Source organism: Arthrobacter mobilis, assembly GCF_012395835.1.
Classification (GTDB): Bacteria; Actinomycetota; Actinomycetes; order Actinomycetales; family Micrococcaceae; genus Crystallibacter; species Crystallibacter mobilis.
The window spans coordinates 1-26,911 of sequence record NZ_JAAZSQ010000010.1; the positions used below are offsets into that span (position 1 = coordinate 1).

Annotated in this window: 24 protein-coding genes; 9 read left to right on the top strand and 15 right to left on the bottom strand. The window is 71.0% G+C overall.

Annotated features, from left to right (window positions below):
- Positions 1-78: 78 nt before the first annotated feature.
- The 10 genes from bcp to HGG74_RS11470 all read right to left on the bottom strand — a co-directional run bounded on the left by bcp (position 79) and on the right by HGG74_RS11470 (position 9,076).
- Entirely contained in the window at positions 79-546 is a 468-nt protein-coding gene (gene bcp / locus HGG74_RS11425; RefSeq protein WP_168486490.1) for a thioredoxin-dependent thiol peroxidase, read from the bottom strand.
- Between the two features lie 229 nt (positions 547-775).
- On the bottom strand, positions 776-1,171 hold the full coding sequence (locus HGG74_RS11430; protein WP_168486491.1) for a universal stress protein: 396 nt from the start codon (positions 1,169-1,171) through the stop codon (positions 776-778).
- Between the two features lie 100 nt (positions 1,172-1,271).
- Complete coding sequence (locus HGG74_RS11435; RefSeq protein WP_168486656.1) at positions 1,272-1,874, bottom strand: DNA-3-methyladenine glycosylase I; 603 nt, start codon at positions 1,872-1,874, stop codon at positions 1,272-1,274.
- A gap of 123 nt (positions 1,875-1,997) precedes the next feature.
- The gene (locus HGG74_RS11440; protein WP_168486492.1) at positions 1,998-2,663 is read right to left on the bottom strand and encodes an alpha-ketoglutarate-dependent dioxygenase AlkB family protein; all 666 of its coding nucleotides are present in this window, start codon (positions 2,661-2,663) and stop codon (positions 1,998-2,000) included.
- On the bottom strand, positions 2,660-3,265 hold the full coding sequence (locus HGG74_RS11445; RefSeq protein WP_168486493.1) for a methylated-DNA--[protein]-cysteine S-methyltransferase: 606 nt from the start codon (positions 3,263-3,265) through the stop codon (positions 2,660-2,662). Before HGG74_RS11445 ends, HGG74_RS11440 begins: the two co-directional genes overlap by 4 nt.
- Positions 3,262-3,768 carry an RNA polymerase sigma factor gene (locus tag HGG74_RS11450; protein WP_168486494.1) on the bottom strand — a complete coding sequence of 169 codons (507 nt, stop codon included), beginning with the start codon at positions 3,766-3,768 and terminating at the stop codon, positions 3,262-3,264. The genes HGG74_RS11445 and HGG74_RS11450 overlap by 4 nt, the downstream gene beginning before the upstream one ends.
- A 58-nt stretch (positions 3,769-3,826) precedes the next feature.
- Positions 3,827-4,327 carry a methylated-DNA--[protein]-cysteine S-methyltransferase gene (locus HGG74_RS11455; protein WP_168486495.1) on the bottom strand — a complete coding sequence of 167 codons (501 nt, stop codon included), beginning with the start codon at positions 4,325-4,327 and terminating at the stop codon, positions 3,827-3,829.
- A gap of 68 nt (positions 4,328-4,395) precedes the next feature.
- Positions 4,396-5,874 carry an aminobutyraldehyde dehydrogenase gene (locus tag HGG74_RS11460; RefSeq protein WP_168486496.1) on the bottom strand — a complete coding sequence of 493 codons (1,479 nt, stop codon included), beginning with the start codon at positions 5,872-5,874 and terminating at the stop codon, positions 4,396-4,398.
- Positions 5,875-5,921: 47 nt separating this feature from the next.
- Positions 5,922-7,355 carry an NAD(P)/FAD-dependent oxidoreductase gene (locus HGG74_RS11465; RefSeq protein WP_205761787.1) on the bottom strand — a complete coding sequence of 478 codons (1,434 nt, stop codon included), beginning with the start codon at positions 7,353-7,355 and terminating at the stop codon, positions 5,922-5,924.
- Positions 7,356-7,390: 35 nt separating this feature from the next.
- Entirely contained in the window at positions 7,391-9,076 is a 1,686-nt protein-coding gene (locus tag HGG74_RS11470; protein ID WP_168486497.1) for an amidohydrolase, read from the bottom strand.
- A 200-nt stretch (positions 9,077-9,276) separates the two neighbouring features.
- On the opposite strand from HGG74_RS11470, the gene HGG74_RS11475 reads away from it, so the two are divergent.
- Positions 9,277-9,954: a TetR/AcrR family transcriptional regulator C-terminal domain-containing protein gene (locus HGG74_RS11475; RefSeq protein ID WP_168486498.1), complete on the top strand. Its 678-nt coding sequence runs from the start codon at positions 9,277-9,279 to the stop codon at positions 9,952-9,954.
- A 126-nt stretch (positions 9,955-10,080) separates the two neighbouring features.
- Here HGG74_RS11475 and HGG74_RS11480 read toward each other — a convergent pair whose 3' ends face one another.
- Positions 10,081-11,766, bottom strand: coding sequence for a flavin monoamine oxidase family protein (locus HGG74_RS11480; protein ID WP_168486499.1), 1,686 nt, complete (start codon positions 11,764-11,766; stop codon positions 10,081-10,083).
- A gap of 76 nt (positions 11,767-11,842) precedes the next feature.
- Positions 11,843-13,369 (bottom strand): amino acid permease, encoded by a 1,527-nt coding sequence (locus tag HGG74_RS11485; protein ID WP_246262848.1) that lies wholly within the window; start codon positions 13,367-13,369, stop codon positions 11,843-11,845.
- Positions 13,370-13,510: 141 nt separating this feature from the next.
- Here HGG74_RS11485 and HGG74_RS11490 point away from each other — a divergent pair, with 141 nt between their 5' ends.
- Positions 13,511-15,166: a PucR family transcriptional regulator gene (locus tag HGG74_RS11490; protein ID WP_168486500.1), complete on the top strand. Its 1,656-nt coding sequence runs from the start codon at positions 13,511-13,513 to the stop codon at positions 15,164-15,166.
- Here the strand turns inward: HGG74_RS11490 and HGG74_RS11495 are convergent.
- Entirely contained in the window at positions 15,121-15,960 is an 840-nt protein-coding gene (locus HGG74_RS11495) for a nitrilase-related carbon-nitrogen hydrolase (protein WP_168486501.1), read from the bottom strand. The genes HGG74_RS11490 and HGG74_RS11495 overlap by 46 nt on opposite strands.
- Positions 15,961-16,226: 266 nt before the next feature.
- Here HGG74_RS11495 and HGG74_RS11500 point away from each other — a divergent pair, with 266 nt between their 5' ends.
- Complete coding sequence (locus tag HGG74_RS11500; protein ID WP_168486502.1) at positions 16,227-17,294, top strand: iron-siderophore ABC transporter substrate-binding protein; 1,068 nt, start codon at positions 16,227-16,229, stop codon at positions 17,292-17,294.
- An 82-nt stretch (positions 17,295-17,376) separates the two neighbouring features.
- On the top strand, positions 17,377-18,285 hold the full coding sequence (locus HGG74_RS11505; protein ID WP_168486503.1) for a LysR family transcriptional regulator: 909 nt from the start codon (positions 17,377-17,379) through the stop codon (positions 18,283-18,285).
- Between the two features lie 14 nt (positions 18,286-18,299).
- On the opposite strand, the gene HGG74_RS11510 is transcribed toward HGG74_RS11505, so the two are convergent.
- Positions 18,300-18,674, bottom strand: coding sequence for a cupin domain-containing protein (locus HGG74_RS11510; RefSeq protein WP_168486504.1), 375 nt, complete (start codon positions 18,672-18,674; stop codon positions 18,300-18,302).
- Positions 18,675-19,038: 364 nt separating this feature from the next.
- On the opposite strand from HGG74_RS11510, the gene HGG74_RS11515 reads away from it, so the two are divergent.
- The 5 genes from HGG74_RS11515 to HGG74_RS11535 are packed head-to-tail and all read left to right on the top strand — an operon-like array spanning position 19,039 to position 25,687.
- Positions 19,039-20,382, top strand: a complete 1,344-nt coding sequence (locus HGG74_RS11515; RefSeq protein WP_168486505.1) for an MFS transporter — start codon at positions 19,039-19,041, stop codon at positions 20,380-20,382.
- A 51-nt stretch (positions 20,383-20,433) separates the two neighbouring features.
- Positions 20,434-21,684, top strand: a complete 1,251-nt coding sequence (locus HGG74_RS11520; RefSeq protein WP_168486506.1) for a M20 family metallo-hydrolase — start codon at positions 20,434-20,436, stop codon at positions 21,682-21,684.
- A 1-nt stretch (position 21,685) separates the two neighbouring features.
- Positions 21,686-23,116 (top strand): amidase, encoded by a 1,431-nt coding sequence (locus HGG74_RS11525; RefSeq protein WP_168486507.1) that lies wholly within the window; start codon positions 21,686-21,688, stop codon positions 23,114-23,116.
- 57 nt (positions 23,117-23,173) lie between these two features.
- Positions 23,174-24,430, top strand: coding sequence for an MFS transporter (locus HGG74_RS11530; protein ID WP_168486508.1), 1,257 nt, complete (start codon positions 23,174-23,176; stop codon positions 24,428-24,430).
- 24 nt (positions 24,431-24,454) lie between these two features.
- On the top strand, positions 24,455-25,687 hold the full coding sequence (locus HGG74_RS11535) for a mechanosensitive ion channel family protein (protein ID WP_205761765.1): 1,233 nt from the start codon (positions 24,455-24,457) through the stop codon (positions 25,685-25,687).
- An 18-nt stretch (positions 25,688-25,705) separates the two neighbouring features.
- Here the strand turns inward: HGG74_RS11535 and HGG74_RS11540 are convergent, their stop codons facing one another.
- On the bottom strand, positions 25,706-26,797 hold the full coding sequence (locus tag HGG74_RS11540; protein WP_168486509.1) for a GTP pyrophosphokinase: 1,092 nt from the start codon (positions 26,795-26,797) through the stop codon (positions 25,706-25,708).
- Positions 26,798-26,911 lie beyond the last annotated feature (114 nt).

The window sequence follows — 26,911 nt, forward strand, 5'->3', positions numbered from 1 at the left end:
ACCGCCGGCCCGAACGTCGCCACAATCTTCGCACGCCTCATCCGGCTCACCTTCGTTTCCACTTCGCGGATGGCTTCGTCAGATGCCGAGTTCGGTACGCAGCCGCGCCACATGTCCCTGGGCGGTGACGTTGTATTCGGCGGAGCGCACCGTGGCGCCCGGACCGAGCATCACGGTGGAGCGCAGGATCCCGGTGACGGTCTGCCCGTTGACCTGCTTTTCGCCGTAGGCACCCCAGGCCTTGGCCACCGCGTGGTCCGGATCCGAGAGCAGCGGGAAGTTCAGCTGCTGGTCGGCGGCGAATGCCGCGATCACCTCCGGTTCGTCCGGGGAGATGCCCACCACCGGGTACCCGGCGCTCTTGAGCGAATTCAGGTTGTCCCGGAAGTCGCAGGCTTCGGTGGTGCAGCCCGGCGTGGCGGCCTTGGGGTAGAAGTAGACCACCACGTTGCCGTCCGCGTAGTCGGAGAGCGAGACCTTCCGGCCGCTGCCGTCGGGCAGGATGAAGTGCGGGGCCGTGTCACCGGGAGTGAGTTTGTCGGACATGCGTTCTCCTTATTCCATAATGTGAGAAGTAATTTTTATTATACGGAACCCGATGTGCTTTGTCCCCTCCGGCAGGCAGGTCCTGGCATCCCCTGAGCACACGCAGCTTCGAGCGCGTGCACGGTCCGGGCCCGGGCTCCGGCCAGGCAGCAGGCCCGGCACGGGTGGGCGGCGGGCGCGCCCAGCGCGCCGTCGGCGTCGAAGGGGCCGCGGACCGGCAGGGCCTGGGTCAGCCGGCCTTGACGGCCAGGACCGGGCAGGTGGCCTGGAGCAGGATGGTCTGGGCCACGGAACCGAGGATCAGCTTGCCCACCGGGCTCCGCTTGCGCAGGCCGAGCACGATCAGCGAGGCGTTCTCGGCTTCGGCGATGTCCAGCACTTCCTCGGCGGGCGTGTTGCCGCGCACGTACTGGCGGAACTCGGCGTCGGTGCCGGAGCTGCGGAGCCGGGCCTGGAGGTTTTCGGTATCGGCAGCGTCGGCGATGATGGACCCCAGGACCGGGCCGGTGCCGGCGCCGGCGTTGATCACCAGCAGCTTCTCTCCGCTGGCCTTGGCCAGTTCGATGCCCTTGTCGACGGCGGCGCGGCCTTCGGGGCGGGGTACGTATGCGACAACGATGGTCATGGTGTCTCCTTCGGGGCTTCCGGGGCCGCGGCCTGCGGCCCCCGGGGCTATCGTTTCATTTGCCCGGCCGGCCGGGCAGCCACCGGTGCCCTGGGCGGGCTCAGGTCCAGATACCGGAGCTGCCCCGGCGGTGGCTGCCCACCAGGTGCGTATCCACCATCCCGATCGCCTCCATCAGCGCGAACATGGTGGTCGGCCCGACGAAGGCAAACCCGCGCCGGCGCAGCGCCCTGGCCAGGGCCACCGACTCCGGCGAGGTGGTGGGGACCTCCCCGATCGTCCTCGGTGCCGGGGTGGCCGCCGGCTGGAAGGACCAGACGAAGTCGCTCAGCCCGCCCTCGGCGCGCAGGGCGGCGGTTGCCCTGGCGTTGGTGATGGCCGCGCGGATCTTGGCCCGGTTGCGTACGATCCGGGGGTTGGCCATCAGCCGCTCCACGTCCTCGTCCGTGAATGCGGCGACGGTGTCCACGTGGAAGCCGGCGAAGGCTTCGCGGAAGGCCGGACGTTTGCGCAGGATGGTGGCCCAGGACAGGCCGGCCTGGAATCCTTCCAGGCAGATGCGTTCGTAGACCGCCTGCTCGCCGCGCACCGGCATGCCCCACTCGGTGTCGTAGTACCGGCGCAGCAGGGGGTCCGTGGCGGCCCACGCGGGCCGGGCCAGGCCGTCGTCGCACAGCACGACGCCGGTGGCGGTCTCTTCCATGGGTTCCATTTTCCCTCCCTCCTACCGTCTCCCTCTCTTCCCCTCCGGTTGACGGGGCGGAAGATGCCCTTCCCCGCGCTGGGAAGGGCATCTTCCGCCCCGTCAACGGGAAGGCGCGTTGCCTCAGCTCATCCCGGTGACGCGCAGGGTCAGGTTCAGCCGGCTGCCGGCCAGCCCGCATTCCGGGTTGGCGGTGCCGGGATGGATTTTCGGCACGCCGTGGTAGGCGAAGCGGGCCGGGCCGCCGAAGACGAACAGGTCCCCGGAGCGCAGCCGCAGGTCCGTGTACGGCCTGGTCCGGGTTTCGGTGTTGCCGAAGCGGAACAGACAGTCATCGCCCACGCTGAGCGAGACCACCGGGTCGGCCGCGTGCTCGTCCTTGTCCTGGTGCATGCCCATCCTGGCCTCCGGGGAGTAGAAGTTGATCAGCGCCGTGTCCGGGCGGTAGCCGGCCGCGGCGGCAGGATCCCCGTAGGCATCCGCCACCGCCTGCCGGCCCCAGTCCGCCAGCCAGCCAGGCAGCTCCGGGACCCGGGCGCCGTTGACGTCGTCGGCGGTGCGGGTGTACCGGTAGGGCTGCCAGTGCCAGCCCAGGCAGAGGGTCTGCACGCTCATTTCGTGCCCGCCGGGCAGCGCCGCGGCCCGGTACGGGACCGGCCCGCGGCCGAAGCCGCGGCAGGCCTGGACCAGCTCCCGCTGTCGGGCCAGATCCAGCCAGCCGGGAAGGTGGACCGCTCCCGGGGCGATCTCCCGCGGTGCGCCCGGTGCCGGGTCGAAGAGGGTGCTCATGCGGCTGCTTCCAGGCCCAGCAGGTATGCCTTGGCCTGGGGCCCGCCCAGGTAGCCGCCGAAGGAGCCGTCCGCGCGCAGCACACGGTGGCAGGGGACGACGACGGGCAGCGGGTTGGTGGCGCAGGCGGTACCGACGGCACGGACCGCCTTCGGGCTGCCGACGGCGGCCGCCACCTGGGCGTAACTTTCGGTGTGCCCGTACGCGATCCGAGGCAGGTGCTCGAGCACGCTGAGCCGGAAGCCTTTGGACAGCCGGCGGTCCAGCGGCAGCTCGAAGCGCCGGCGGGTGCCGGCGAAGTATTCGTCCAGTTGGCGGACGGCGTCGGCCAGCCGGGAAGGTGCGTGCAGGATGCGCGGGCTGATGCTGCCGGCCAGGGCGGCGAGCACGGCGTCGTGGTCCTCGCCCTCGAAGGCAACCCGGACCAGGCCCCGGTCCGTGGCGGCCAGCAGCAGCCGGCCCACGGGGGTGGCGGTGGTGGTGTAGGCCAGGTCCAGGACGCCGGCGGCCGCGGCACCGGCTTCGAGCCGGGCATGCAGCCGGTCCAGCAGGGCCGGGTCGGGCGCGGCCAGGGAGGTGAGCACGGAGTCCGGGGCGGTCATGGTACTGCTCCTTGTGCGGCGGGGGATTCGTTCGGGAACTCAGGGCGGTAGGCCAGGCGCAGCTTCGCCACGCCGTCGGCGGCGGCCCGCCGGACCGCTGCCGGGGTGGAACCGGTCAGCTCGGCCGCTTCCTGGTAGGGCAGGCCGGCCAGATAGTGGTAGGCGATCGCCTCGCGCTGCCGCAGCGGCAGCAGCCCGACGGCGTGCCACAGCCCGCCGTCGTCGCCGGGATTGCCGTGCGTCGAGGCCGCTTCGGGCAGGATGGCCACGGGAACCGGGCTGCGGGCCCGGGCGCGGACGATGTCGATGGCCTTGCGCCGGGCGATCGTGACCAGCCAGGCCTCGTGGTTGGCCCCGGCCGGCAGCCCGGGGTAAGCCTTCAGTGCGGCCAGGAAGGTCTCCGACCAGGCATCCTCGGCGTCCGGGCCGGGGCCCAGGACCACGCGGCAGATGCGCAGCACCGCGGCGCCGTGGTCCGCGACCAGCTGCTCGAAAGGCTTCATCTCCACACCCTGCAGACGCTCCGATCCGGTGTTATGTGAGGTCCGGCCGCCGGGCAGTTCAGAACAGCCTGGCCGCTGTGGCCTCAGCCGGTTCCTCCAGCTCCAGCAGGAAGCGCTTGCGCTCGATGCCTCCGGCGTAGCCCACCAGCGAACCATCCGCTCCGACAACGCGGTGGCAGGGCACGACGATGGAGATCGGGTTGCGCCCGTTGGCGCTGCCCACCGCCTGGGCAAGACGAGGATCGCCGAGTTCCCGGGCCAGTTCGCCGTAGGTGCGGGTCTGGCCGTAGGGGATCTTGCGCAGCAGCTCCCATACCTTGAGCTGGAAGGTGTCGCCCTTCGGGTTCAGCGGCAGGTCGAACCCGGTGCGCTCGCCGGCGAAGTACTCCGTGAGCTGGCGTTTGGCCTCCGCGAAGTCCGCGTCGGAACGCTCCCCGAAAGTCGAGGCGTCCGGAAGCCCCTTGTGGCTGCGGAAGTAGATGGCGGTCAGCGCGCCGTCCCCGGCCACGAGCGTCAGCTCGCCAACGGGGGTGTCCATGGTGGTGTGCACGGTGGTCATGGCGCTCCTTCGTCCCGTTCCATTGTCTCTGATGGGTAGACGCCGGAGAGCGTGGAATGGTGGGCGGGTCAGCCCCGGTGCCGGAAGACGGTGTCCTGCCACTGCTTGTGCGCGCCCGGGTCCCGGCCGAGCATCACATGCTTGATGTTGGTGTATTCTTCCAGCGAGTAGGCGGACATGTCCTTGCCGAAGCCGGAGGCCTTGTAGCCGCCGTGGGGCATTTCGGACACGATCGGGATGTGGTCGTTGATCCAGACGCAGCCGGCCTGGATCTCCGCCGAGGCGCGCAGCGATCGGTCCAGGTTCCGGGTCCAGGCCGAGGCGGCCAGCCCGTAGGCGGTGTCGTTGGCCAGGGCCAGGCCCTCGTCGTCGGAGCCGAAGGGCAGCGCGGCCAGGACCGGGCCGAAGACCTCGTCCCGGACGATTTCGGCGTCCTGGGCCGCCCCGGTGATGAGCGTGGGCCGGTAGAACGCCCCGGCGGCCAGGTCCCCGCCGGGGGCGTACCCGCCGGCCAGGATGGACGCGCCGGCGTCCCGGGCGCGGTCGACGAAGCCGGCGACCTTGTCCCGGTGCCCGTGGCTGATCAGCGCGCCCAGGTCCGTGTCGGGGTCGGCCGGGTCCCCGACCACCACCTGTTCCATCAGCTCGGCCACCCGGGTGGTGAAGGCCGTAAACAGCGGCGCCTGGATGTAGGCGCGGGTGGCGGCGGTGCAGTCCTGGCCGCCGTTGATGATCGCCCCGGCCACCGCCCCGTGCGCGGCGGCCTCGACGTCGGCGTCGTCGAAGACGACGAACGGGGCCTTGCCGCCCAGCTCCAGGTGCACGCGCCTGGCGGTGGCGGCGGCCAGGGCCATGATCCGCCGGCCGACGGCGGTGGAACCGGTGAAGGAGACCATGGCCACGTCCGGGTGGGTGACCAGGTGCTCGCCGATGCCGCGTCCGGTGCCGGTGACAATGTTGATGACCCCGTCGGGAATGCCCGCGGCCTGGGCGGCCTCGGCGAAGAGCAGGCTGGTGCCCGGGGTGAGCTCGGAGGGCTTGAGCACGATTGTGTTGCCGGCGGCGATCGCCGGCAGGATCTTCCAGCCGGCCATCTGCAGCGGGTAGTTCCACGGGGCGATGGAACCGATGACGCCGACCGGCTCGCGCCGGATCATCGAGGTGCCGCCGGCCCCGTACTCGCCGGCGGCCAGGCCGGCCAGCTGCCGGGCCGCGCCGGCGAAGAAGGCCGCGTTGTCCACCGTGCCGGGCACGTCGAACTCCGTGGACATGCGGATGGACTTGCCCGTCTGGGCGGTTTCGAGCCCGGCGAGCTGTCCGGCGCGGGCCTGAAGCTCGGCCGCGAGCTTGTGGATTGCCTCCGAGCGTTCGCCCGGGGTGGCCCGGGACCAGCCGCGGTACGCGCGCCGGGCCGCGGCCACGGCGTCGTCGACGTCGGCGGTCCCGGCATAGCGGATGGTCTCGGCCACCTCGCCGGTGGCCGGTTTGATCCGCTTGGCCTCCTCGCCGCGGCCCTCACGGTACGTACCGTCAATGAACTGGTGCATGCTGTGTTCCTGTCTTTTCTGCAAGGTGAAGACCGGCAGGGGGCCGGTCAGGAGTCGAACCCCATGCCGACCGAGTCCAGGAGCCTGAGCCAGGGCCCGCGGCGGCCCCGGTTGCGGTCGGCCCGGATCATGGCCGCGGTGGTGAGCCTGATCCCGAGCCAGGCCAGTGGTTCGGGCGGGAAGGGCAGCGGCTTCCGCCGCACCATGCGCAGCGCGGTCCGCTCGGTCGGGGAGCCGGAGAGCAGGTCCAGCATCACGTTCGCCCCAAAACGGGTGGCCCCGACGCCCAGGCCTGTGTAGCCGGCCGAGTACGCGGTGCGGCCACCGTGGGCGGTGGCGAAGAAGGAGAAGAAGCGGCTGCAGGTGTCGATCGCCCCGCCCCACTGGTGGGTGAACTTCACGCCCTCCAGCTGCGGGAAGGTGGCGAAGAAATGCGCCGCCAGCTTCCCGAAGGTCTCCGGGCGCTGCTCATACTCCGGCCGCATCTTCCGGCCATAGTGGTAGACGGCGTCGTAGCCGCCGAACAGGATCCTGGTCCCGCCCTGCGGGTCGGTGGCCAGCCGGTAGTAGTGGAAGCGGTTGTTCAGGTCAGCCAGCCCCTGCCGGTTGGTCCAGCCGATGGCCGCCAGCTGCTGTGCGGTGAGCGGCTCGGTCATCAGCGCATAGTCGTAGACCGGCACCGTGTACAGGCGGGTGCGCGGCAGCAGGGACGGGAACGCGTTGGTGGCCAGCGCCACCCTGGCGGCCGTCACCGTGCCGCCGCCGGTGGCCAGGCGCACCCCGTGCCGGTCCGCGGCCAGGCCGCGGACCGGGGTGTGCTCGTGGATTTCGACGCCGAGTTCCCGGCAGGCCCGCTGCAGACCCCAGGCGAGCCGGGCCGGGTTGAGCATCGCGCTGCCCTGTTTGTCCCAGAGCCCGGCCCGGTACAGCGGGGAGCCGACCTCGGCGCGGACCGCCGCCTCGTCGAGGAAGACGGCGTCAGGGTCCTGTTCCGCCTCCTCCGTCAGCCAGGCAACCTGGTGCTCCTCAGTGGCCACGCTGAGGGTCCCGGTGCGCTCGAAGCCGCAGTCGATGCCATAGCGCTCGATGGTGTCCGCGATTTCCTGCAGGTTCTGCAGCCCGAGGCCGGCCAGCCGTGCGGACTCCTGCGGCAGGTGCCTGCGCCCGTTGGCCTCGCCGTGGGTGAGGCTGGCTTCGCAGAAGCCGCCGTTGCGCCCGGAGGCGGCCCAGCCGATACGCCGTCCCTCCAGCAGCACCACGCGGCGGCCGGGATCGCGTTCCTTGGCCAGCAGCGCGGTCCACAGCCCGGTATAGCCGCCGCCAACCACTGCCAGGTCCGCCGCCGTGTCCGTTGCCAGGGCGGGCAGCGGCTCCGGCCGCGCCGGGTCGTCCAGCCAGAAGGGCACGGGGACCGCCCCCGCCAGCGCCGCGGCGACGTGCCCGGCGGGAACGTCCCGCCCGGCCAGCTCGTAGGCGGTCAGGCCGGCCGCGGGAACGGGCCGGGCCAGGGTGCCGCTCACGCGGGCGCGCCCTGCCGGTCCCGCACGTGCACGGCCTGCCCGCCCACCATGGTCAGGTCGGCGCGCACCGTGTGCAGGTCCTCCGGGGCCAGTTCGAACGGGTTGCTGTCCAGCACCACCAGGTCCGCGAGCCCGCCAACCCGCACCCTGCCGCCGTCGTCCAGCCGGTTCAGCCGCGCCGAGCCGGAGGTATACGCGGCCAGTGCTGTCTGCAGCGGAAGCGCTTCGGCAGGGACCAGCGGCGCCGCCTCCGGGGAGCCGGGGGCGCGGCGGTTGACAGCCACGTGGATGGCCTGCCACGGATCCGGGGTGGAGACCGGCCAGTCCGAACCCATCGCCAGCGCGGTCCCGGCGGAGACCAGCGAGTTGAAGGGGTACTGCCACCCGGCCCGCTCGGGCCCGAGGATCGGCAGGGTCAGCTCGGTCATCTGGTCGTCGTTGCAGGCCCAGAACGCCTGGGCGTTGGCGGTGACCCCGAGGGCGGCGAAGCGCGGCACGTCCTGCGGGTGGACGACCTGGATGTGGGCCATGTGGTGCCGGCCGGCGCTGCAACCGTTGATCTTGCGGGCGTGCTCGACGGCGTCGAGGCCGTTGCGCACCGCGCGGTCGCCGATCACGTGCAGGTGCAGGTCGAAGCCGGCCGCGTCCAGCGCGGCGGCCGCGGCGAGCAGGACCTCCCGGGGCAGGTAGGTCAGGCCGCGGGTCTCCTCCGCGGCGGCGTGGCCGGTGGTTTCCGCACAGGAGCACGGGCGCAGGTAGGGCTCGAGCATGGCGGCGGTCTGGTTCTCCGCCACTCCGTCCACCATGATCTTGGCGCTGGTGGTGCTGAAGCCCGCGGCCGCGTTCTCCCGGCGCCGTTCCTCGAAGCCGGCCACCAGCTCGCCGAGGTTGTCCGCCGTCGTGCCGCGCGGCACCCACAGCGCGCCGGTCGCCCGCCCGGTGAGCAGTCCCTCGCCGGCGAGCCGGCGGTAGATGCGGCTGGCGTCCGGGTATCCGGCATAGTCGCCGAGGATCGCTTCCTGCCAGCCGGTGACCCCTTGGGCGTGCAGGTAGCGCTGGGCCTCGAGCAGCCCCTCGATTAGTTCCTCCTCGGTCGGTTCCGGGACGAACCGGCCGACCAGGTCCATGGCGCCCTCGTGCAGGGTGCCGGCCGGGTTGCCCCGGCCGTCCCGCTCCAGCCGCCCGTCGGCCGGATCCGGCGTGCGGGCGTCGATGCCGGCCAGCTCGAGGGCCCGGGAGTTGACCCAGGCGCCGTGGTGGTCGCGGTTGATCAGGTACACGGGCCGGTCCGGCACGACGGCGTCCAGCAGCTCCTTGGCCGGGGTGCCGCCGGGGAAGTCGGCCATGTGCCAGCCCCCGCCGGTGATCCATTCCCTGTCAGTGGCCGCGGCGTACTCCCGGACCGTGGCGAGCACGGCGTCGGCCCCGCTGACCTGGGTGAGATCGCAGCCGAGCCGTTCGACCCCGCCGTAGACGGCATGCACGTGGGCGTCGGTGAAACCGGGGGAGAGCAGCCGGCCGTCCAGGTCCACGGTCCCGGCCGCACTGCCGGCGGCGGCGCGCACCTGTGCGTCGGTGCCGACGGCGGTGATCCGCCCGTCCGTGACGGCCACCGCCGTCGCCTCCGGGTGCAGGCGCACGCCGTCGAAGATCCTGCCGGAGTGGAATACCCAGTCGGCCATGTTGCTCCTTTGCTGTCCCTGGTCGGTTCCGTGCGCCCGCCCGCTGCCGCGCCTGCCGGAACGGCCGGAAATGAGCAGGATTCACTTATGAAATCGGCCCCGGCCCAATTTGTCAACGGCGTTGACTTGCGGCTGCCGGCGTTGTTCACTGGTTCTTCGCGGCCCGGCGCTGGTACCGGTCCGCCGGAGGAAAGGACGGCATGGCGGCAGCGGGCAAGCCCCGGGCGGACGGCGCCCGGCGAGCGCACGGGCTGACCCGGGAGGGCATTGTCGATACCTGCCTGCGCCTGGCGGACGCGGAGGGCAGCACGGCCCTGACCTTCCGCCGGATCGGCCGGGAGCTCGGTGCCGATCCGACGGCGCTGTACCGGCACTTCAAGGACAAGGACGAACTGCTGCTGGCGCTCGCGGACCGGCTGATCGGCGAGGCCCTGCGGGACTTTGCGCCCTCCCCGTCCTGGCGCGCCACCCTGCGGGACCTGATGGTCCGGGGCCGTCGGGCCTATCTGGCGCACCCGCAGGTGGCAGTGCTGGCAGCGGTGCGCATCACCCGCCAGGAATCCGAACTGCGCTTTGTGGAAACCCTGCTGGCCACCCTCCGGGACGCCGGATTCCCCCGGGAGGAGGCGGCACGCGCCTACCGGGCCTGCGCGGACTTCATGCTGGCCTGGACCGCCTTCAGCGCCCAGCTGAAATCCCTGGGCGACCAGTCCGCGCAGGATGACCGCGCCTGGGTGGAAAGCTATGCGAAGGTCCCGGCCGCGGAGTATCCGCATGCGGTCGCCGCGGTCCGGACCGTGGTCGGCATCAGCGACAACGAGAACTTCGCCTTCGCCCTGGACCTGCTGCTCGACGGCCTGGCGGCACGCCTGCCCTGACACCCCCCTCGAAAAACCGCCAGCAGATGTCCCCATAGACGGGAAAGTGCACCGCGGACCTGCGCCCGCGGTGCACTTTCCGGGAAAAGGCGGCAGCTGCAGGCCACCTTTCTGCCGGGAGCAAGCTCAGTCCAGTGCCACCGGGCCCAGCTCGTCCAGCAGCTCGCCCGGCCCCGGGTTCTCCGGCGCCGCGCTGCCGCCCAGGTGGTTCACCACGCCCCAGACGGCATTCAGCCCGGTGGTCACCGCGCCCTCGGCCCAGCCGGCGGTGAAGGACACGTCGTCCCCGGCCAGGAAGATCCCCCGCTGGTGCGCCGGCAGCGCATCCTGCTTGAAGTGGGTGAACAGCCGCTGCTGGTAGCGGTAGTGCCCGGGCAGGTTGGCCTTGAACGCGCCCATGAAATGCGGATCGTGCTCCCAGGACACGGTGACCGGTTCGCCGATGATGTGCGAGGCAATGTCCACGCCCGGATAGATCTTGGACAGCGAGTGCAGCATCAGCTCCGTCCGGCGCTCGGCGTCGAGGGCCAGCCACTTCAGCGCGTCGTCGTTCCAGGTGTAGGAGAGCAGGATGACCGCCGGCTTGTCGTCGCCGTCGTCGAGCAGGTAGGTGGCCCGGTTGATCCGGTCCGTCAGGGTCATCGACAGCACGTCGCGCCCGGTGGCCGGGTCCTTGTCCTTCCAGAACGGCCGGTCCACCATGACGAAGGTCTTGGACGACTGCATGTAGTGGCTGCGTTCGATGGCCGTCCACATCGGGGCGGGGAAGAGCGCTTCCTCGGTGTCGATGCCGGTGGAGAGCAGCCAGGACTGGCAGGTGACGACGGCGGCGGCGTAGCTGCGCTCGCGGCCCCAGCGTTCGGTGACGGCCACCGTTCCGTCCGGTCCGCGCCGGATCTTCGCGACCGCGCCGCGCGGCGCGCCCTGGTGCAGCGAGGCCAGCGAGGTCCCGGCCGGCCAGTGCGCCATCTGTCCGGGGGAGTGGGTGAACAGGGCCTCGGGCAGGCGCTGGGCGCCTCCGCTGATGCGCCGGTGGCCGTCGTCGGCGTTCGTGTACACCACCCGCAGGATCTCCAGGATCGAGTTGGGGAAGTCGGTGTCCCAGCCCCCGGTGCCGAAGCCCACCTGGCCGAAGGCCTCGCGGTGGGCGAAGCCGGCATCCTTGAAGGCCTTGGACTCGGCTATGAAGCCGTAGAAGGTCTGCTCGTCCAGTGCGGGCAGCAGGTTGTTCCAGAGTTCCTTGATCCGGCGGGTGTCCCGGTCCCGGATTGCTTCCTGCATCTCGGTGAACTGGGCCCCGTCCTCCAGCGCCCGCCGCCAGGCCTCGGCCACCTCCTGGAAGAACGGCGGCAGCTGGTCGGAGGTCTCGGCGTAGTGCCGGCGGCCTTCGAGCTCAATCACCGTGCTGGGGGTGGCCTCGGAGAGCGGGTTCGGGAAGGCCTGGGTGTCCAGTCCCAGCAGGTCGATGTAGTGGTAGAGCGCCCTGCCGGAGACCGGGAAGCGCATGCCGCCCAGGTCGGCCACCACGTCCGGGGCGGACGGGAAGGCGTCGGTGCGCAGCCGGCCGCCGAGCCGCCCCGCCTCGTACAGCACCGGGCGCAGGCCGAGCTTCATCAGTTCGTAGGCGGTGACCAGCCCGGACAGCCCGGCGCCGACGACGGCAACTTCGGTGCCGTGCAGGTGGGCCGGGACCGAGCCCAGGCCTGCCGGATGGGCCAGGTAATGGTCGTAGCTGAACGGGAAGTCGGGGTTGAGCATGGTCACCGGGGCACCGGCTGCGGGGGTCGATGTCAGTTCGGTGGCGATTGTCATGGGGAAGGCGCTTTCGTGTCTCGACGGCGGGTTGGTCGGAGGATGGTGTGCTGGATGGTGGCTGGAAAGGATGCGGTCACCGGGCCGGGACGGCCGCCGGAACAACTGCCTCGACGGCGGTGTCCTCCGGGGCCTGGGCGCTCAGATGCTCGTAGTCGGCCTGGCTCAGGGCCGCGACCCGGGAGTGCCGGCGGCCGTAGCCGAAGTAGACGGCCGCGCCCACGGCCATCCAGGCGCCGAAGACCCACCAGGTGCCCGGGCCGAGGTTGGCCATCAGGTAGATGCACATCAGGGTGCCCAGGATCGGGGTGGCGGGGTAGAGCGGGACCCGGAAGGTGCGCGGCAGGTCGGGGCGGCTGCGGCGCAGGTAGATGACCGAGAGGTTGACGAGCGCGAAGGCGAAGAGGGTGCCGATGCTGGTGGCGTCGGCCAGTTCGCCCAGCGGGACCAGTCCGGCCGTCAGGGCGACGGCGGTGCCGACAATCAGCGTGCCGGCCACCGGGGTGCCGGTGCGTGCCGAGACCCGGCCGAAGACCGCCGGCACCAGGCCGTCGCGGGACATGGACATCAGGATGCGGGTCTGCCCGTAGAGCACGGTCAGCACGATGCTGGCAATGGCCACGATGGAACCCAGGGCGAAGAGCAGCGCGATCCACGGCTGGTGGGTCAGTTCCTCCAGGATCTGGACCAGGGCCGCTTCGGTGCCGTCGAACCAGGTCCACTCGCGGGCCCCGACGGCGGCCAGGGCCACCAGGATGTAGAGGCCGGTGACGATCGCCATGGACAGCAGGATGGCCCGGGGCAGGTCCCGCTGCGGGTTCCTGGCCTCCTCGCCCGCGGTGGACGCGGCGTCGAAGCCGATGTAGGAGAAGAACAGCCGGGACGCGGCGGCGGACATGCCGGCGGCCCCCATGGGCAGCAGCGTCTGGAAATGGCCTGCATTGAAGGCGGTGAAGGCGATGGCGATGAACAGTAGCAGCACGGCGACCTTGATGACCACCATGGCGGTATTGACCCAGGCGCTTTCGCGGGCGCCGCGGACCAGCAGCAGCATGGCCAGGGCGATGATGACGACGGCGGGCAGGTTCAGCAGGCCCCCGTCGGCGCCCGGCGGGGCCGCGACGGCCGCGGGCAGGGACAGGCCGGCGGTGGACAGGGCTTCGTTGACGTACTCGCTGGCCCCGACGGCGACGGCGGCCACCGAGACGGCGTACTCCAGGACCAGGCACCAGCCGCAGATCCAGGCGATGCCTTCACCCATGGTGGCGTAGGCGTACGAGTAGCTGGAACCGGAGACCGGGACCGCCCCGGCCATTTCCGCGTAGGAGACCGCCGACAGCAGTGCCGCCAGTCCGGCGACCAGGAAGGAAATGAAGATCGCCGGACCGGCCAGCGGCACCGAGGAGCCGAGGACGACGAGGATGCCCGTGCCGAGGGTGGCGCCGACACTGATCATGGTCAGCTGCCAGACGCCGAGGCTGCGGCGCAGGGCGGGGCCGCCGGTGCTGGTGCCGGACTCCCGGATCATCTGGGCAAGGGGTTTGCGGCGCGCCAGCTGCCGGGCCAGGCCAAGCTGGCGGCGGGTGCCTGTCTGCTGGGTCATCGTTGGGTTCCAATCCTGCTGGGCCGGCCCCGGGCCGGCGGATTCATGGACCGCCGGCCTGCTGCCGGGATCTCCACCGCCTCAAGAATGGCATGTGACCACGGTTACAAGCCGGGACAAAGTGCCCTAGTATTTCCCTTCATGGGACGTTTTGCACCTCAGCCTCCGCTTCCGGGCGGCACCGGCCAGCTCGGGCAGGTGACGCTCGGCGGGTTCCTGGACGAGCTGCCCGCCGGGATCCAGGTTCTGTCCGACGAGGCCACCGCGGCCGCCGCCCGCGGCGCCGCCGTCCGGTGGGTGGAACCCAGCGAGCTGGAGGACCCCACTCCCTACCTGCTGGAGGGCGAGCTCGTGCTCACCGCCGGGCTGCCCTTCCTGGGGCCCGGAGGAACAGCCGCGGCACTTGAGGACTATGTCGCCCGGCTGGTGCGGGCCAAGGTCTGCGCCCTGGGTTTCGGCATCCAGCCCTACTTCGACGAAGTTCCCGGGGAGCTGGTCCGGGCCTGCCGGCAGCAGCAGCTGATGCTGCTCCAGATCCCCCAGAGCGTGCCGTTCGCCGCCCTGGGGCTGCACTTTGCCCGGCTGCTGGAGGCTCAGAACCTGCAGGCCCTGCGCCGGCTGTCCGAGGCAACGGGCCAGCTGCTCAAAGCCGTGCTCTCCGCCCGCCCCGACGCCCAGGTGCTGGAGACGCTGGCCCGGCACGCGCCGGTGAGGGCGCTGCTGGCCGGGGCGGACGGCCGGATCCGCGCCCAGGCCGGGCACGCCCCGGATCCGGACAGGGTGGCGGCGCTGCTGGGCAGGCTCTTCGCCGGCAGCGGCCCGCGGATCGAGGTGGACAGCTTCGCCGAACCCGGCTTCGGCACCGTGACGGGCTATCCGCTGCGCAGCACCCGGGACGCCAACATCGGTGCGGTGCTCGTCGGCGCGGACGGGACGCTGGGCCCGGTCGAGCGCAACATCGTGGAAACCGCCGTCGGCCTGCTCGAGGCCCTGCTGCGCCAGCGCACCAGCGGCGCCCTGGCGCCTGGCCAGCTGGCGACCGGCCTGCTGCTGCATCCGGAGACGGCCCTCTCCGGGGCCTCGCGGCAGGCCGGGGCGGGCCAGGACCTGCTGGCCCAGTGCACCTCGTCGGCACGCTCCGGCACATTGCGCGTGGTCCAGGGCATCCCGGCCGCCACCGGCGCCGCCGGGCGGCGCGGTGCGGGGGAGGGGCCAATGCGCGAGCTGCTGCAGTGGCGCCGGCTGTTTGATACCAAGCTCGTGGAGCTGACCGACTACGGCTTCTGCGCCATCACCCGGCTCAGGGTCGACGGCGCCGCGACCGCGGAGGCGGAGCGCCTGGGATGGCTGCTGGCGGTGTCGGAACCGGCCGAACCGTCGGACCTGCCCGCCGCCTACCGGCAGGTGACCTCGCTGCGCCGGCAGCTGCAGACCTCGGGCCGAAGCGTCCGGGCTGACCAGACCAGCTGGTCGGTCGCGGGCCTGCTGGGCCCCGAGGCCGGCAGCATGCTGGCCCGGCAGCTGCTCGGGCCGCTGCTGGACCTGGAGCCGGCGAAATCGCACGGGCTGCTGCGGGTGCTGCGGGGCTGGCTGGCGGAAAACGGCAGCTGGGATGCCTCGGCCAAAGCCCTGGGGCTGCACCGCAACAGCGTGCGCCGGCAGATCGGCCAGGTGGGCGAGCTGCTGGCGGTGGATCTGGCCGACGCCGCCACCCGGGCGGAACTGCTGATCGCGCTGCGGTTCGTCGATCCTCAGCCGGCCGGGGTGTCGGCCGCCGCAGCACCCCACGAGGGGTAGAGGTCCGGCCGCCGGTCCTTCAGGTAGGGGACGGCGGAGCGGGCCTGCCCGATCGCTGCCGGCTGCACATCGGCGATGATGACGTCCGGGCCCGGCCCGCCGGATCCGGCCTGGGCCAGGACGGAGCCGTCCGGGCCGATGATGATGCTGCCGCCGCCGAACTCCAGCGTGCCGCCCCCGGCAGCGGGCGCGCTGCCGGTGTGGTTGGCATAGGCCAGCGCCACCTGGCTTTCCAGCGCCCGGGCCCGCAGCAGCACTTCCGGAACGGCTTCGAAGCCGGTCCCGAGCGCGGTGGGCACCAAGGCCAGGTCCGCCCCGGCGGCGGCCAGGGCGCGTACGCTCTCGGGGAACTCCGCGTCGTAGCAGATCAGCAGGCCCACGCGCAGCCCTTCGAACACGGCCGTCCCCGGAGCCGCCGACGCCGGCACGAACGTGGCGCGCTCCTCGTCCCCGAACAGGTGCACCTTGCCGTAGCGCAGCAGTTCGCGGCCGGACCTGTCCACCAGCACCGCCCCGATGTGCCAGCCGCCGGGGGCCGGTGAGGGCACGCTGTAGGCCAGCCCGAGGCGGTGTCTGCGCGCAATCCGCGCCGCGCCGTCGTCGATCCGCCGCACCAGCTCCGCATCCAGGTGCGAAGCCAGCACCGCGGGCGCGTAGCCGCAGGCGAAGAGTTCCGGGGTGAGCAGCAGGTCGGCGCCCGCCCGGGCCGCCCGGGCCGCGGCGGTCTCGACCAGGGCCAGGTTCTCCTCGATGTCCAGGACCTTGCCGGCCGCCTGCATGGCTGCGATCCTCATCATGTCTCCTTGCGCCTGTGTCCTGTTGGGCTGCTGCCAGCCTAGACCTGACCGGGCCTGCATCCGGTGGATAAAAGGACCTGAGTTGGCCTGCGCCGGGATGAAATGCACCGTACTCCCGCAGTGCCGCCCGGCCCCGCGGCCGGCGCCGCGTCAATTTCCGCAACATTTCTGTTTCGTATCCCGGGTAAACGTAGGCTAGCCTTACTTCGGTTCGCTCAGCCGTCCACTCCTACCGTCCACTCCGCCTTCCAAGGAGACATTCCATGGCCAACCCACGCCTGCGCCGTTTGCGCGCCGCAGCGGCCGCCGCCGCAGCCGCCCTGCTGCTGACCCTGACCGCCTGCTCCACCGGTCCAGCCTCCGGTGCCGGTCCCTCCGCCGCTGCGGACAGCGGCGGATTCCCCGTCACCATCAAGCACGCCTTCGGCGAGACCGTCATCGAGGAACAGCCCGAACGCGTGGCCACCGTGGCCTGGGTGAACGCCGACGTCTCCCTGGCGCTCGGCGTCGTCCCGGTGGGCATGGCCAAGGACGAGTGGGGCGGCAACGACAACGGCTCCACCCCCTGGAAGGACGCCAAGCTTCAGGAGCTGGGTGCAGCCATCGGCACCGACAAGGCCCCGGTGCAGTACTCCGAGGCCGACGGCATCGCCTTCGACGAGATCGCCGCGCTCACCCCGGATGTCATCCTCGCCGCCTACTCCGGGCTGAGCCAGGAGGACTACGACACGCTCTCCAAGATCGCCCCGGTAGTCGCCTACCCCGACCAGGCCTGGGGCACCCCCTGGCAGGAATCCACCCGGATGATCGGCAAGGCCCTCGGCAAGGAAGCCGAGGCCGAGGAGCTGGTGGCCACCACCGAGCAGGCCATTGCGGAGAAGGCGGCGGACTACCCGCAGCTGAAGGACAAGACCTTCATTTACGGCAACCTTGAGCCCAACCGCGGCGACGGCATCAATATCTACCTGGAAGAGGACAACCGTCCCCGCTTCCTGACCAGCCTCGGCATGACCATGTCCCCGTTCGTGGCCAAGGAAGGCAAGGATTCGCCGGAGTTCTACCTGCCCTGGTCCAACGAGCGCGCCAACGAACTCGAATCCGACATCTTCGTGACCTGGGTGCCCGATGCCAAGACCAAGGACGCCATCATCAAGGACGAGCTGCTGGGCCAGATCCCGGCGGTGAAGACCGGCGCCCTGGTCGCCGACTCGGACAACACGCTCACCTTGTCCATTTCCGCGGCTTCCCCGCTGAGCCTGCCGTGGGCCCTGGACAAGTTCCTGCCGCTGCTGGGCGAGGCGGCCGACGCCGCGGACGCCGCGGCGAAGTAACCATAGCAACAGCACGACGGCGGCGCAGGCTAACGCCTGCACCGCCGTCGTGCTTTCCGGGTGCCTCTGGGACAATGGCCCGGTGCCCAAGCCCTTCACCATCGTCCAGCTGCGCTACTTCGCCGCCGTCGCCGAATCGGAGAACATGACCGCCGCGGCCGAGCGCCTGGGCATCACCCAGTCCGCCCTGTCCACGGCCATCGGCCAGCTGGAGCAGGCGCTGGAGGTCCAGCTGTTCATCCGCCGGCCGCAGCGCGGATTGCACCTGACCCCGTCCGGGCGGCAGTTCGCCAAGGACCTGGGCCCGTTCCTGGAGCAGGCGGACGCACTCTACGAATCGGCGCGCGGCTATGCCGATGCGCTGGTCGGAGAGCTCAAGGTCGGGGTGTTCGCCCCGCTGGCCCCGTTCCGCGCCCCGGTCATCCTGCAGGCATTCGAGGCCCGGTACCCCGGCGTGCACGTGTCCTTCCTGGAAGGGGACCAGGAGTTCCTGCGCCGTTCCCTGCTGGAAGGCCACTGCGAGCTGGCCCTGATGTACAACCTCGGGCTCGACGGCGGCTTCACCACCCGGACAGTGGAGCGGATTCCCCCGCACGTGCTGGTCTCCGCCGACCACCGGCTGGCGGCCCGGCCGGAGCAGGAGGTGGCGCTCCGGGAGCTGGCCGACGAGCCGATGATCCTGCTGGACCTGCCCCATACCCGGGAATACTTCATGCAGCTGTTCCAGCTGGCCGGCATCACCCCCACCATCCGGCACCGCGCGTCCGGCTACGAGACGGTACGTTCCTTCGTGGCCCGCGGCCACGGGTACGCCGTGCTGAACCAGCGGCTGCACCATGACCTGACCTATGCTGGCGGCCGCGTGGTGCCGCTGCGGCTGACCGACGACCTGCCAGGCATCGAAGTGCTGCTGGTCCGCCCGGAGGGTCTGAAGCCCACCCGCAGGGCACTTGCCTTCGAGGACGTGTGCCGCGGGATCTACGGGACCTGACCTCCGGCCGGAGCTCAGCTTCCCTTGGCGTACTCGGCGGCGCTGAGGAACTCGTAGCCCTCGTACGGCTGGTCGCCTTCCACCCAGGCATCGTGGCCCGGCGGAATGGCGTAGGAATCCCCGGCCTTGACCGTGGCCCGGGTGCCGTCATCCATCTGCACCGTGATGGACCCGGCCGTGCAGAGTCCCACGTGGCTGATCTGGCAGGACTCGGTGTTGACCACGGGCTTGATGCATTCGGACCAGCGCCAGCCGGGCTCGAAGCGGAATCGGGCCAGCGTGTAGCCGCTGACACCGACCACGTCGACCTCGGTCTTGGCCGGACGGCGCTTTTCGTCCGGGGAGTCGAAGGATTTTGATTCGAGCTGGGAAACCACATTGCCGGGCATGATGCCCTCCGGATCGGGATTGGGCCGTGCAGCGGACCTTCCGGCGGTGCGGCCCGTCACCCGGTCCGGAAGCGGGGCCCGCCGGCAGGCGTTAGGGCGAAGCGGCGGACAGTCGGGAAACACAGATGCAGTTACAAGGTTCCTCCCCGGTGCGCGGCTTGTCGAGAGGTCCCCGGTCTTCGCCCGGATGCTGCGGCCCGCTAGGCTCGCATGAAGCAAATCTATAGGTGTCAGTAAAAGAATCAATTAGACACATGTGATGGGGACCACAAATACTGGATGTACTTCCGGCCGGTGGCCGCAGGGGCGCCGGCCGGGTGCCCCGCGGGCCGGTGCACTCCCGTTCATCCAGGAGGAACCGTCCATGTCCGTCCAGAGAACAGATCTTCCCCCCGTCACCGCCGCAGACACCTCGGTGCTGCAGCCGCCTCGCACGGCCACCGGGATGCAAAAGCGCGTCCTGGCCGGCGGCAGCGTGGGGCAGTTCATCGAGTTCTACGACTTCACCCTCTACGGGCTGTCCGCCGTCGTGCTGTCCCAGCTCTTCTTTCCCGAGGGCAACGCCTTCGCCTCCCTGCTGGCGACGTTCGCCACCTTCGGTGTCGCGTTCCTGATCCGCCCGCTCGGCGGGCTGTTCTTCGGCGCGCTCGGCGACCGCATCGGCCGGCGCAAGGTCCTGTACATCACGCTGCTGTCCATCGGCGCAGCGACGGCCCTGATCGGCCTGCTGCCCACCTACGCAGCCATCGGGGCGCTGGCCCCGGCGCTGCTGGTGCTTTGCCGGCTGGTCCAGGGCTTCTCCGCCGGCGGTGAATCGGTCGGCGCCCCGTCCTTCGTGTTCGAGCATGCCCCGGTGCACCGGCGCGGCTTTTGGCTCAACATCACCCTGGCCGCCACCGCCCTGCCCTCGGTGGTGGCCGGCACGCTGATCCTGGTGCTGAGCCAGTCCATGTCCGACGAGTCCTTCCTGTCCTTCGGCTGGCGCATCCCGTTCCTGCTCGCCCTGCCGCTGGCGCTGTTCGGGCTGTGGATCCGCTCCCGGACCGAGGAAAGCGAAGCCTTCAAGCAGGTGCTCGCCAAGGAATCGGCGAAAGAGTACAGCCCCATCCGGGAAACCTTCCGGGAGAACAAGGGCCGCATGCTGCAGGTCATCTTCGTGATGGGCCTGACCGCCATGGGCTTCTACTTCCTCTCCGGCTACTTCGTCCCGTACGTGCAGACCACCGGCAACCTCAGCCGCGAGGCGGCGCTCATGGCCAACGCCGCGGCCATGCTCTGCTACGCGCTGCTGCTGCCCGTCGGCGGCATCATCGGGGACAAGGTGGGCCGCAGGCCGATGCTCATCGCCGGCTCGGCCGCCCTGGCGCTGCTGTCCATCCCGTGCTTCATGCTGGTCACCAGCGGCTCGCTGCCGCTGGCCATCCTCGGGCAGCTGCTCTTCGTGGTCCCGATGTGCATCTACGGCGGCGGCTGCTACACCTTCTTCGTGGAAATCTTCACCACCAGGACGCGGTTCACCTCCGCTGCCGTTAGCTACAACGTCGCCTACGCCATCTTCGGCGGCACGGCGCCGTTCGTCGGCACCGCCCTGGTGGCCGCCACCGGGATCCCCGGCTCGCCCGGCTTCTACATGACCGGCGCAGCCATCATCGTCCTGCTGCTGCTGACCCTGACCCGCGTGCCGGAGACCCGCGGCCGCCTGCACTAAGCACAGCAGCCTGCCCCGTCCCGTCCGCCCGACCCGTTGAGGAGCACCACCATGTCCGCAGAATCCTTCCTGAAGGATTTCCACCATGTCGCCACCATCGGAGCCACCGCCAACCACGGGGTGGACCGGCAGGCAGCCACCGCGGAGGATGCCCGCACCCGTGCCTGGTTCGCCGGCTTCGCCGCGGACCGCGGCTGGGAGGTGCGGGTGGACGGCATCGGCAACATGTTCGCGCTGCTGACCTGGCGCCCCGGCGCCCCGTTCGTGCTGATCGGTTCCCATCTGGACAGCCAGCCGCTGGGCGGCCGGTTCGACGGCGCGTACGGGGTGATCGCGGCCCTGCACGCGGCGCAGCGGGTGGACCGCCGGATCCTGGAATCGGGCATGCTGCCGCCGTTCAACCTGGCCGTGGTCAACTGGTTCAACGAGGAAGGCGGCCGCTTCGCCCCCTCCATCATGGGCAGCTCCGTCTTCGCCGGGCTGATGGACCAGGAGAAGATGCTCGACGTCGCCGACCTGCAGGGCACCACGGTGCGCCAGGCGCTCGAAGGCATCGGCTACCTGGGCACGGACGAGCGGCCGGAACCGGTCAGCTACGCCGAGATCCACATCGAGCAGGGCCGCATCCTGGAGCGCGAGGGCCTGCGCCTCGGCGCCGTCGAATCCAGCTGGTACACCCAGAAGCTGGACATCGAGGTGCTCGGCGAGCAGTCCCACACCGGCGCCACCGCCATGGCCGACCGGCACGACGCGCTGGTGGCCGCCTCCAAGGTCGTGCTGATGGTCCACGACGTCACCAAGGACTTCGAGGAAGAGGCCCTGGTCTCCTCGGTCGGCCAGCTGACCCTGGAGCCGAACTCGCCCATCGTCGTCGCCCGCCGCGTACACCTGGTTGCGGACCTGCGCTCGGGCAGCCCGGAGATCGTCCAGGCCGCCCGGGACAAGCTCCTGAAGGACATCGCTGCGCTGGCCAAGGAGCACGACATCCGGATCAACGTGCGCGACTTCGACATCCGCCCCGTCCAGCACTTCCCGGAGGCAGGCATCGAGCTGACCGAGAAGGTGGCCGCCAACCTGGGCCTGGGAGTGCGCCGGATCCGGACCATGGCCGGGCACGACTCGGTGGCCATGAACCGGATCGTGCCCGCGCTGATGATGTTCATCCCCTCCGTGGACGGCGTCTCCCACTGCGAGCGCGAGTTCAGCACGGACGCGGACATGGTGGCCGGGGTGGACGCGCTCACCGAGGTGGCCCTGGAGCTGGTCAACGGGGCGCTGGCCGCCAGTGGACGGAAGGACTGACATGGCCGGATCCGGCAGCAAGCTGCATTACCTGGACGCCGTCTCCGCGCTGGAACTGTTCCGCAGCCGCGAACTGTCGCCGGTGGAGCTGATGGAGGCGGTCATCGCCCGCACCGCCGAGGTCAACGGCACCGTCAACGCGTTCACGGAGACCCTCTTCGACGAGTCCCTGGCTGCGGCGCGGGCCGCCGGGCAACGGTACCTGCGCGGGGAGGACGACGGCGGCGCGCCGCTGCTCGGGCTGCCCGTGGCGGCGAAGGAGAAGCACGCGCTCGCCGGCCGCAGCTTCACCCAGGGCCTGGCCGCCTGCGTGGGGCAGACCGCCGCGGCCGACCATCCGGTGATCGAGCGGATCCGCGCCGCCGGGGGCATCATCCATGCCCGGACCACGTCGCCGGAATTCAGCTGCGCCACGGTCACGCACAGCCCGCTCTGGGGAGTCACCCGCAACCCCTGGGACCCCGCCTACTCGCCCGGCGGCTCCTCCGGTGGCGCCGGGGCCGCGCTCGCCGCCGGCATGGCCACCCTCGCCACGGCCTCGGACATTGCCGGCTCCACCCGGATCCCGGCCGCCTGCACCGGGACGGTCGGGTTCAAGGCGCCCTACGGCCGGATCCCGGGCCTGCCGCCGCTTTCGGCGGACTGGTACCGCGGGGACGGACCGATGGCGCGCACCGTCGCGGACACCGCGCTGCTGGCCAATGTGCTGGCCGGTCCGCACCCGCTGGATCACAGCACCGTCGCCGCCGCGGACCCGCTGCCGCTGCGGTTCGCCCCGGTGGAGCGGATGCGCATTGCCCTGTGCGTCAGGCTGGGCGACTACCCGGTGACTGCCGACGTCGAAGCCAATACCCGGGCCGTGGCGGCGGCCCTGGCGGCGGCCGGCGCCGTCGTCGAGGAAATCGAACTGCCATGGAGCACCCGGCGGATCAGCGAAACCATCTTCACGCACTTCGGCCACATCCTGGGGCCGGCCATGGAGGAAGCCACCGCCGGCTCCGAGGAGACGCTCGCGGCCTACACCCGCCGGTTCATGGCCGATGCCCGCGCTGCCGCAGCCCGGAATTCGTTCCTTGACGGGCTCAAGGCCGAAGCGGCCATGCAGGCCGACCTGGCAGCGGCCATGCAGGGCTTCGACGCGCTGCTCTGCCCGACCTCGGCGGTCCCGGCGCTGCAGGCGGACGGGGACTACCTGGACGGGATCGACGTGGACGGGGTGCACCTCGAGCATTACTGGGAGGCGCATATGACGGCCCCCTTCAATGTGAACAACCGGTGCCCGGTGCTGGCCGTGCCCAGCGGCCTGAGCTCCGCCGGCCTGCCCACCGGTGTGCAGATCGTCGGCCATCCCTATGATGACCAGACCGTCTTCCGCATCGGGGCTGCCGTGGAGCGTGCCCGTCCGTGGGCGGACAGGCTCCCGCCGCTCTAGCCCGGAAGACTAGAGTAGGGAGGTATTGCCGCCGGCAACGGGGGAAGGGGGCCGGGATTGACATCACGCAGCGGGGTCCGCCGGGCCTCCTCCGGCGCCCTCCTGATCGCCGGGGTCCTGCTCGTCGCGGCCAACCTGCGCCACGTCCTCACGGCCGTCGGGCCGCTGCTGGGGCAGATCCGGGCGGACACCGGACTCGGCGCCGCGGCGCTGGGGCTGCTGGCCGCCGTCCCGCTGCTCGCCTTCGGGGTCATTTCCCCACTGGCGCACGGGATCAGCGGGAAGTTCGGCGTGGAGAAGACCGTCTTCGCGGCCCTGCTGGTCCTGGTGGCCGGCACGCTGCTGCGCCCGCTGCCCGGCAGCCTGGCGTACCTGTGGCTCGGCACGTTCATCATTGGTGCGGCCATCGCCATCTGCAACGTGCTGCTGCCGGCCATCCTGAAACGGGATTTCCCGGAGCGCATGGCCTCGCTGACCGGCACCTACTCAGCCGTCCTCGGCGGCGCCGCCTCGCTGGGCGCAGGCCTGTCCGTCCCGCTGTCCCTGCTGCCGCTGCCCGGAGGCCCGGCCGGCTGGCGGTTCGCGCTGGCCGCCTACGTTCTGCTCATCCTGCCGGCCGTGCTGCTGTGGATCCCGCAGCTGCGGCGGCCGCGCCCCGGAACGCCGGAATCGCCGTCGGTGGGGCCAGTTGCCGCCGTGCCGGGCCCTGCACGCGGAGCCGTCTGGAAGTCGGCGGTCGCCTGGCAGGTCACCTGGTTCATGGGACTGCAGTCCATGTCGTTCTACATCCTGATCACCTGGCTGCCGACCTTGGAGCGGTCCTACGGCCGCAGCGAGGTGGGGGCCGGCTGGGACCTGTTCACGTTCCAGCTGATCGGCGTGGCAGCGAGCCTGCTGACGCCGCTGTTCCTGCGCGGCGGGGACCACCGGGCCGCCGCCGCCCTGCCGCCCGCGCTCGTCGTCGCCGGCGTGCTGGGCCTGATGCTGCTGCCCGGGGCCATGCTGCTGTGGGTGCTGCTGGCCGGTTTCGGGTCCGGCAGTTCGCTGGTGACCGCACTGGCGCTCTTCGGCCTGCGGACCCGGACCCACCGGGAGGCCAGCGCGCTCTCGGGCATGGCCCAGTCCGTGGGCTACCTGATGGCGGCCGCCGGCCCGCCGCTCTTCGGCGCCTTGTACGGGGCAACCGGGGGCTGGGTGCTGCCGCTGGTCATGCTCGCCTGCGCCGGCGTCCTGCAGGCGGTCACCGGCCTCGCGGCGGGGCGGGACCGGTTCGCCTTCGCGGCCACGGGAGCAGACCGGCCGGTCGTGGACTGATCAACAATCTGGCACGATCGAAGCATGGACGAATTCATGGATGTGCTGCTGCCGCTGATCGCTGTGCTGATTGCCCTGGCCGCCGCCCTGATCGCCACCGCGATCCTGCGCCGGGTGGCCAACCGGCTGCTGGGGCGGGTGCCGGACATCCGGCAGATCTCCGCCCGCGGGCGGAATCCCTTCCGCGTGGCCCTGGCCGCCATCGGGCTGCGCGTGGCCTTCGACCTCACCTCCACGGACGCGCCGTGGCATGCAGCCGTGGACTGGATCCTGCTGGCGGTGATCATCGGTGCGCTGACCTGGTTCGCGGTGGTCGTGCTGCTGGTGATCGAGGCGGCCCTGCTGGCCAGGTACAGCACGGACACCACGGATGACCGGCACCTGCGCCGGCTCAAGACCCAGGTGACCCTGGGACGCCGGCTGGCCGTGGCACTGCTGGTTACCATCGCCGTCGCCTGCGTGCTGCTGACCATTGAGCAGGTCCGGGCCCTCGGTGCCGGCCTCCTGGCGTCGGCCGGCGTGCTGTCCGTCGTCGCCGGCCTGGCGCTGCAGGGTTCGCTCACCAACGTTTTTGCCGGGATGCAGCTGGCCTTCACCGACGCCATCCGGGTCGACGACGTGGTGGTGGTGGAGAAGCAGTGGGGCACCGTCGAGGAGATCACCATGACCTATGTGGTGGTCCATATCTGGGATGACCGGCGGCTGATCCTGCCCTCCACCTACTTCACCACCACGCCGTTCGAGAATTGGACCCGCACCTCCGCCGCGCTGCTGGGCACGGTGGAACTGGACGTGGACTGGCGGGTGCCCGTGGACGCGCTGCGTGCCCACCTGAAGACGGTGGTGGACGGAACCGAGCTTTGGGACGGCCGCACCGCCGTCCTGCAGGTCACGGACGCGGTCAATTCGCTGGTGCGGCTGCGCATCCTGGTCAGTGCGGCGGACAGTGGGGCGCTGTTCGACCTGCGCTGCCTGGTGCGCGAATCGATGGTGTCCTTCCTGCAGGGCGAATACCCGCATGCGCTGCCGCGCCAGCGCTGGGAAGCCGTGACTGCCGGGGACCGGCACAGCACCGTGAGGAACAGCACCGTCCGCCACGACGACGGCGCCGCCCGCGGCGGTGCCGCGGCGCCGTCCCTCCCCGGGGAGGACGCGCAGCTGTTCACCGGGTCGGTCGATGCCCTTGAACGGGCCTTTGCCGGCCCGGGCGAGGAAGCCTTCCAGGAGCGCGGCCGCAAGGCGGAGCAGGGCAGGTAGCGCCGGGCTGCCCGCGCCCTAGCCGCGCTGCCGGTAGGTTTCGAGCTGCCGGTGCCGGCGCAGCAGGCTGTCCCGGCGGTGCTCGTCGCCGCCGGCGGTCAGGTCGATGTGGCGCTTGCCGTAGCGCCACAGCAGCAGGTCGTCGAGCAGCCGGTCCGGGCCCGGCGAGTAGCGGTGGGCCAGGGCTTCGCGCACGTCGGTGATGGCCTCGGTCTGCAGCAGGCCGGCCAGGTCCATGGTGGTTTTCAGGCCGTGGGCAGCCAGCAGTTCGGCCGCCCAGCCCCAGTCGTCGTCGGACTTGCGGTCCACGTGCGGCAGCAGCGTCTGCCACACCTCGCGGATCCGGCGCGGCGTCAGCGGGGCGGCGCCCTCCCCGTCCTCGTCCCAGTAGCCGGCGATGGTTTCGTAGCGCTCATGCAGTTCGGCAAAGGCGGATTCGACGGTTTCGAGCATTGCCGCGGTGGCGGTGAACTGGCGGTCGGAGTAGGGGCTGCGGGCGCGCGGTTCGCTGGCCTTGAAGCGGATGCGGTGCTCGATCTCGGACCAGGCATGGGCCAGGATGGTCCGGATCTGGACTTCGAACAGGTAGCTGCCGGTCGGCCTGCCCGTCGCGGACAGTACCTCCTGGTACTGCTTCACCGCGCTGCTCTGGATGGTGCGTAGGATCAGGTGCCGGCTGGAATAGCCGTATGTGCCGGACTCGATCGAGCCGATGTCCTTCTCCCGGTCGGCCCGGCAGTCGAACTCGTTCCGCTGGCGCTTGATCAGGGTGGCGGCACTGCGGATCTCATGCGGCAGGCTGACAATCACCCGCACGCCCACCAGGTCATGCAGGTCCTTGAGCGGGTCGGGGAATTCCAGCACCGGCACGGCGCCGGTCTCCACCGGCTTCAGGACCCGCGACGCCTTGTCCCGGAAGGAATCGACGCCCTTGGTGCGCGCGGTGATGAACAGGGGAGTGGGCTCGGTGTCCCGGAAGATCTCCTCGATCCAGGACCGCATCTGGGCCGTGACCGCTTCGAGCTGCGGCCGCACCCGCTCGAATTCCCGGACAGCGGCGTCCACGCCGGGCCGCAGCCGGTCATCCAGTTGGTCCCACAGCACTCCCATGGTTGCTCCTCGCACGTCCGGCGGGCTGCACGTTTCGCAGCCCGCCGGACAAGTTGTGTTTCGCGCTCCGCTCAGCCCTCAGCGTAGCGGTCCGCGACTTCCAGGGCGTGGTCG

Excerpts from the sequence above, each read along its gene's own strand:
- HGG74_RS11435 (WP_168486656.1), bottom strand. The coding sequence starts at position 1,874 with ATGGAAGAGACCGCCACCGGCGTCGTGCTGTGCGACGACGGCCTGGCC.
- HGG74_RS11490 (WP_168486500.1), top strand. The coding sequence starts at position 13,511 with ATGGGACGTTTTGCACCTCAGCCTCCGCTTCCGGGCGGCACCGGCCAG.
- HGG74_RS11525 (WP_168486507.1), top strand. The coding sequence starts at position 21,686 with ATGGCCGGATCCGGCAGCAAGCTGCATTACCTGGACGCCGTCTCCGCG.
- HGG74_RS11540 (WP_168486509.1), bottom strand. The coding sequence starts at position 26,797 with ATGGGAGTGCTGTGGGACCAACTGGATGACCGGCTGCGGCCCGGCGTG.
- HGG74_RS11510 (WP_168486504.1), bottom strand. The coding sequence starts at position 18,674 with ATGCCCGGCAATGTGGTTTCCCAGCTCGAATCAAAATCCTTCGACTCC.
- HGG74_RS11440 (WP_168486492.1), bottom strand. The coding sequence starts at position 2,663 with ATGAGCACCCTCTTCGACCCGGCACCGGGCGCACCGCGGGAGATCGCC.
- HGG74_RS11430 (WP_168486491.1), bottom strand. The coding sequence starts at position 1,171 with ATGACCATCGTTGTCGCATACGTACCCCGCCCCGAAGGCCGCGCCGCC.
- HGG74_RS11475 (WP_168486498.1), top strand. The coding sequence starts at position 9,277 with ATGGCGGCAGCGGGCAAGCCCCGGGCGGACGGCGCCCGGCGAGCGCAC.
- HGG74_RS11535 (WP_205761765.1), top strand. The coding sequence starts at position 24,455 with ATGGACGAATTCATGGATGTGCTGCTGCCGCTGATCGCTGTGCTGATT.
- HGG74_RS11445 (WP_168486493.1), bottom strand. The coding sequence starts at position 3,265 with ATGACCGCCCCGGACTCCGTGCTCACCTCCCTGGCCGCGCCCGACCCG.
- HGG74_RS11455 (WP_168486495.1), bottom strand. The coding sequence starts at position 4,327 with ATGACCACCGTGCACACCACCATGGACACCCCCGTTGGCGAGCTGACG.
- HGG74_RS11515 (WP_168486505.1), top strand. The coding sequence starts at position 19,039 with ATGTCCGTCCAGAGAACAGATCTTCCCCCCGTCACCGCCGCAGACACC.
- HGG74_RS11485 (WP_246262848.1), bottom strand. The coding sequence starts at position 13,369 with ATGACCCAGCAGACAGGCACCCGCCGCCAGCTTGGCCTGGCCCGGCAG.
- HGG74_RS11460 (WP_168486496.1), bottom strand. The coding sequence starts at position 5,874 with ATGCACCAGTTCATTGACGGTACGTACCGTGAGGGCCGCGGCGAGGAG.
- HGG74_RS11450 (WP_168486494.1), bottom strand. The coding sequence starts at position 3,768 with ATGAAGCCTTTCGAGCAGCTGGTCGCGGACCACGGCGCCGCGGTGCTG.
- HGG74_RS11520 (WP_168486506.1), top strand. The coding sequence starts at position 20,434 with ATGTCCGCAGAATCCTTCCTGAAGGATTTCCACCATGTCGCCACCATC.
- HGG74_RS11495 (WP_168486501.1), bottom strand. The coding sequence starts at position 15,960 with ATGAGGATCGCAGCCATGCAGGCGGCCGGCAAGGTCCTGGACATCGAG.
- HGG74_RS11470 (WP_168486497.1), bottom strand. The coding sequence starts at position 9,076 with ATGGCCGACTGGGTATTCCACTCCGGCAGGATCTTCGACGGCGTGCGC.
- bcp (WP_168486490.1), bottom strand. The coding sequence starts at position 546 with ATGTCCGACAAACTCACTCCCGGTGACACGGCCCCGCACTTCATCCTG.
- HGG74_RS11500 (WP_168486502.1), top strand. The coding sequence starts at position 16,227 with ATGGCCAACCCACGCCTGCGCCGTTTGCGCGCCGCAGCGGCCGCCGCC.
- HGG74_RS11480 (WP_168486499.1), bottom strand. The coding sequence starts at position 11,766 with ATGACAATCGCCACCGAACTGACATCGACCCCCGCAGCCGGTGCCCCG.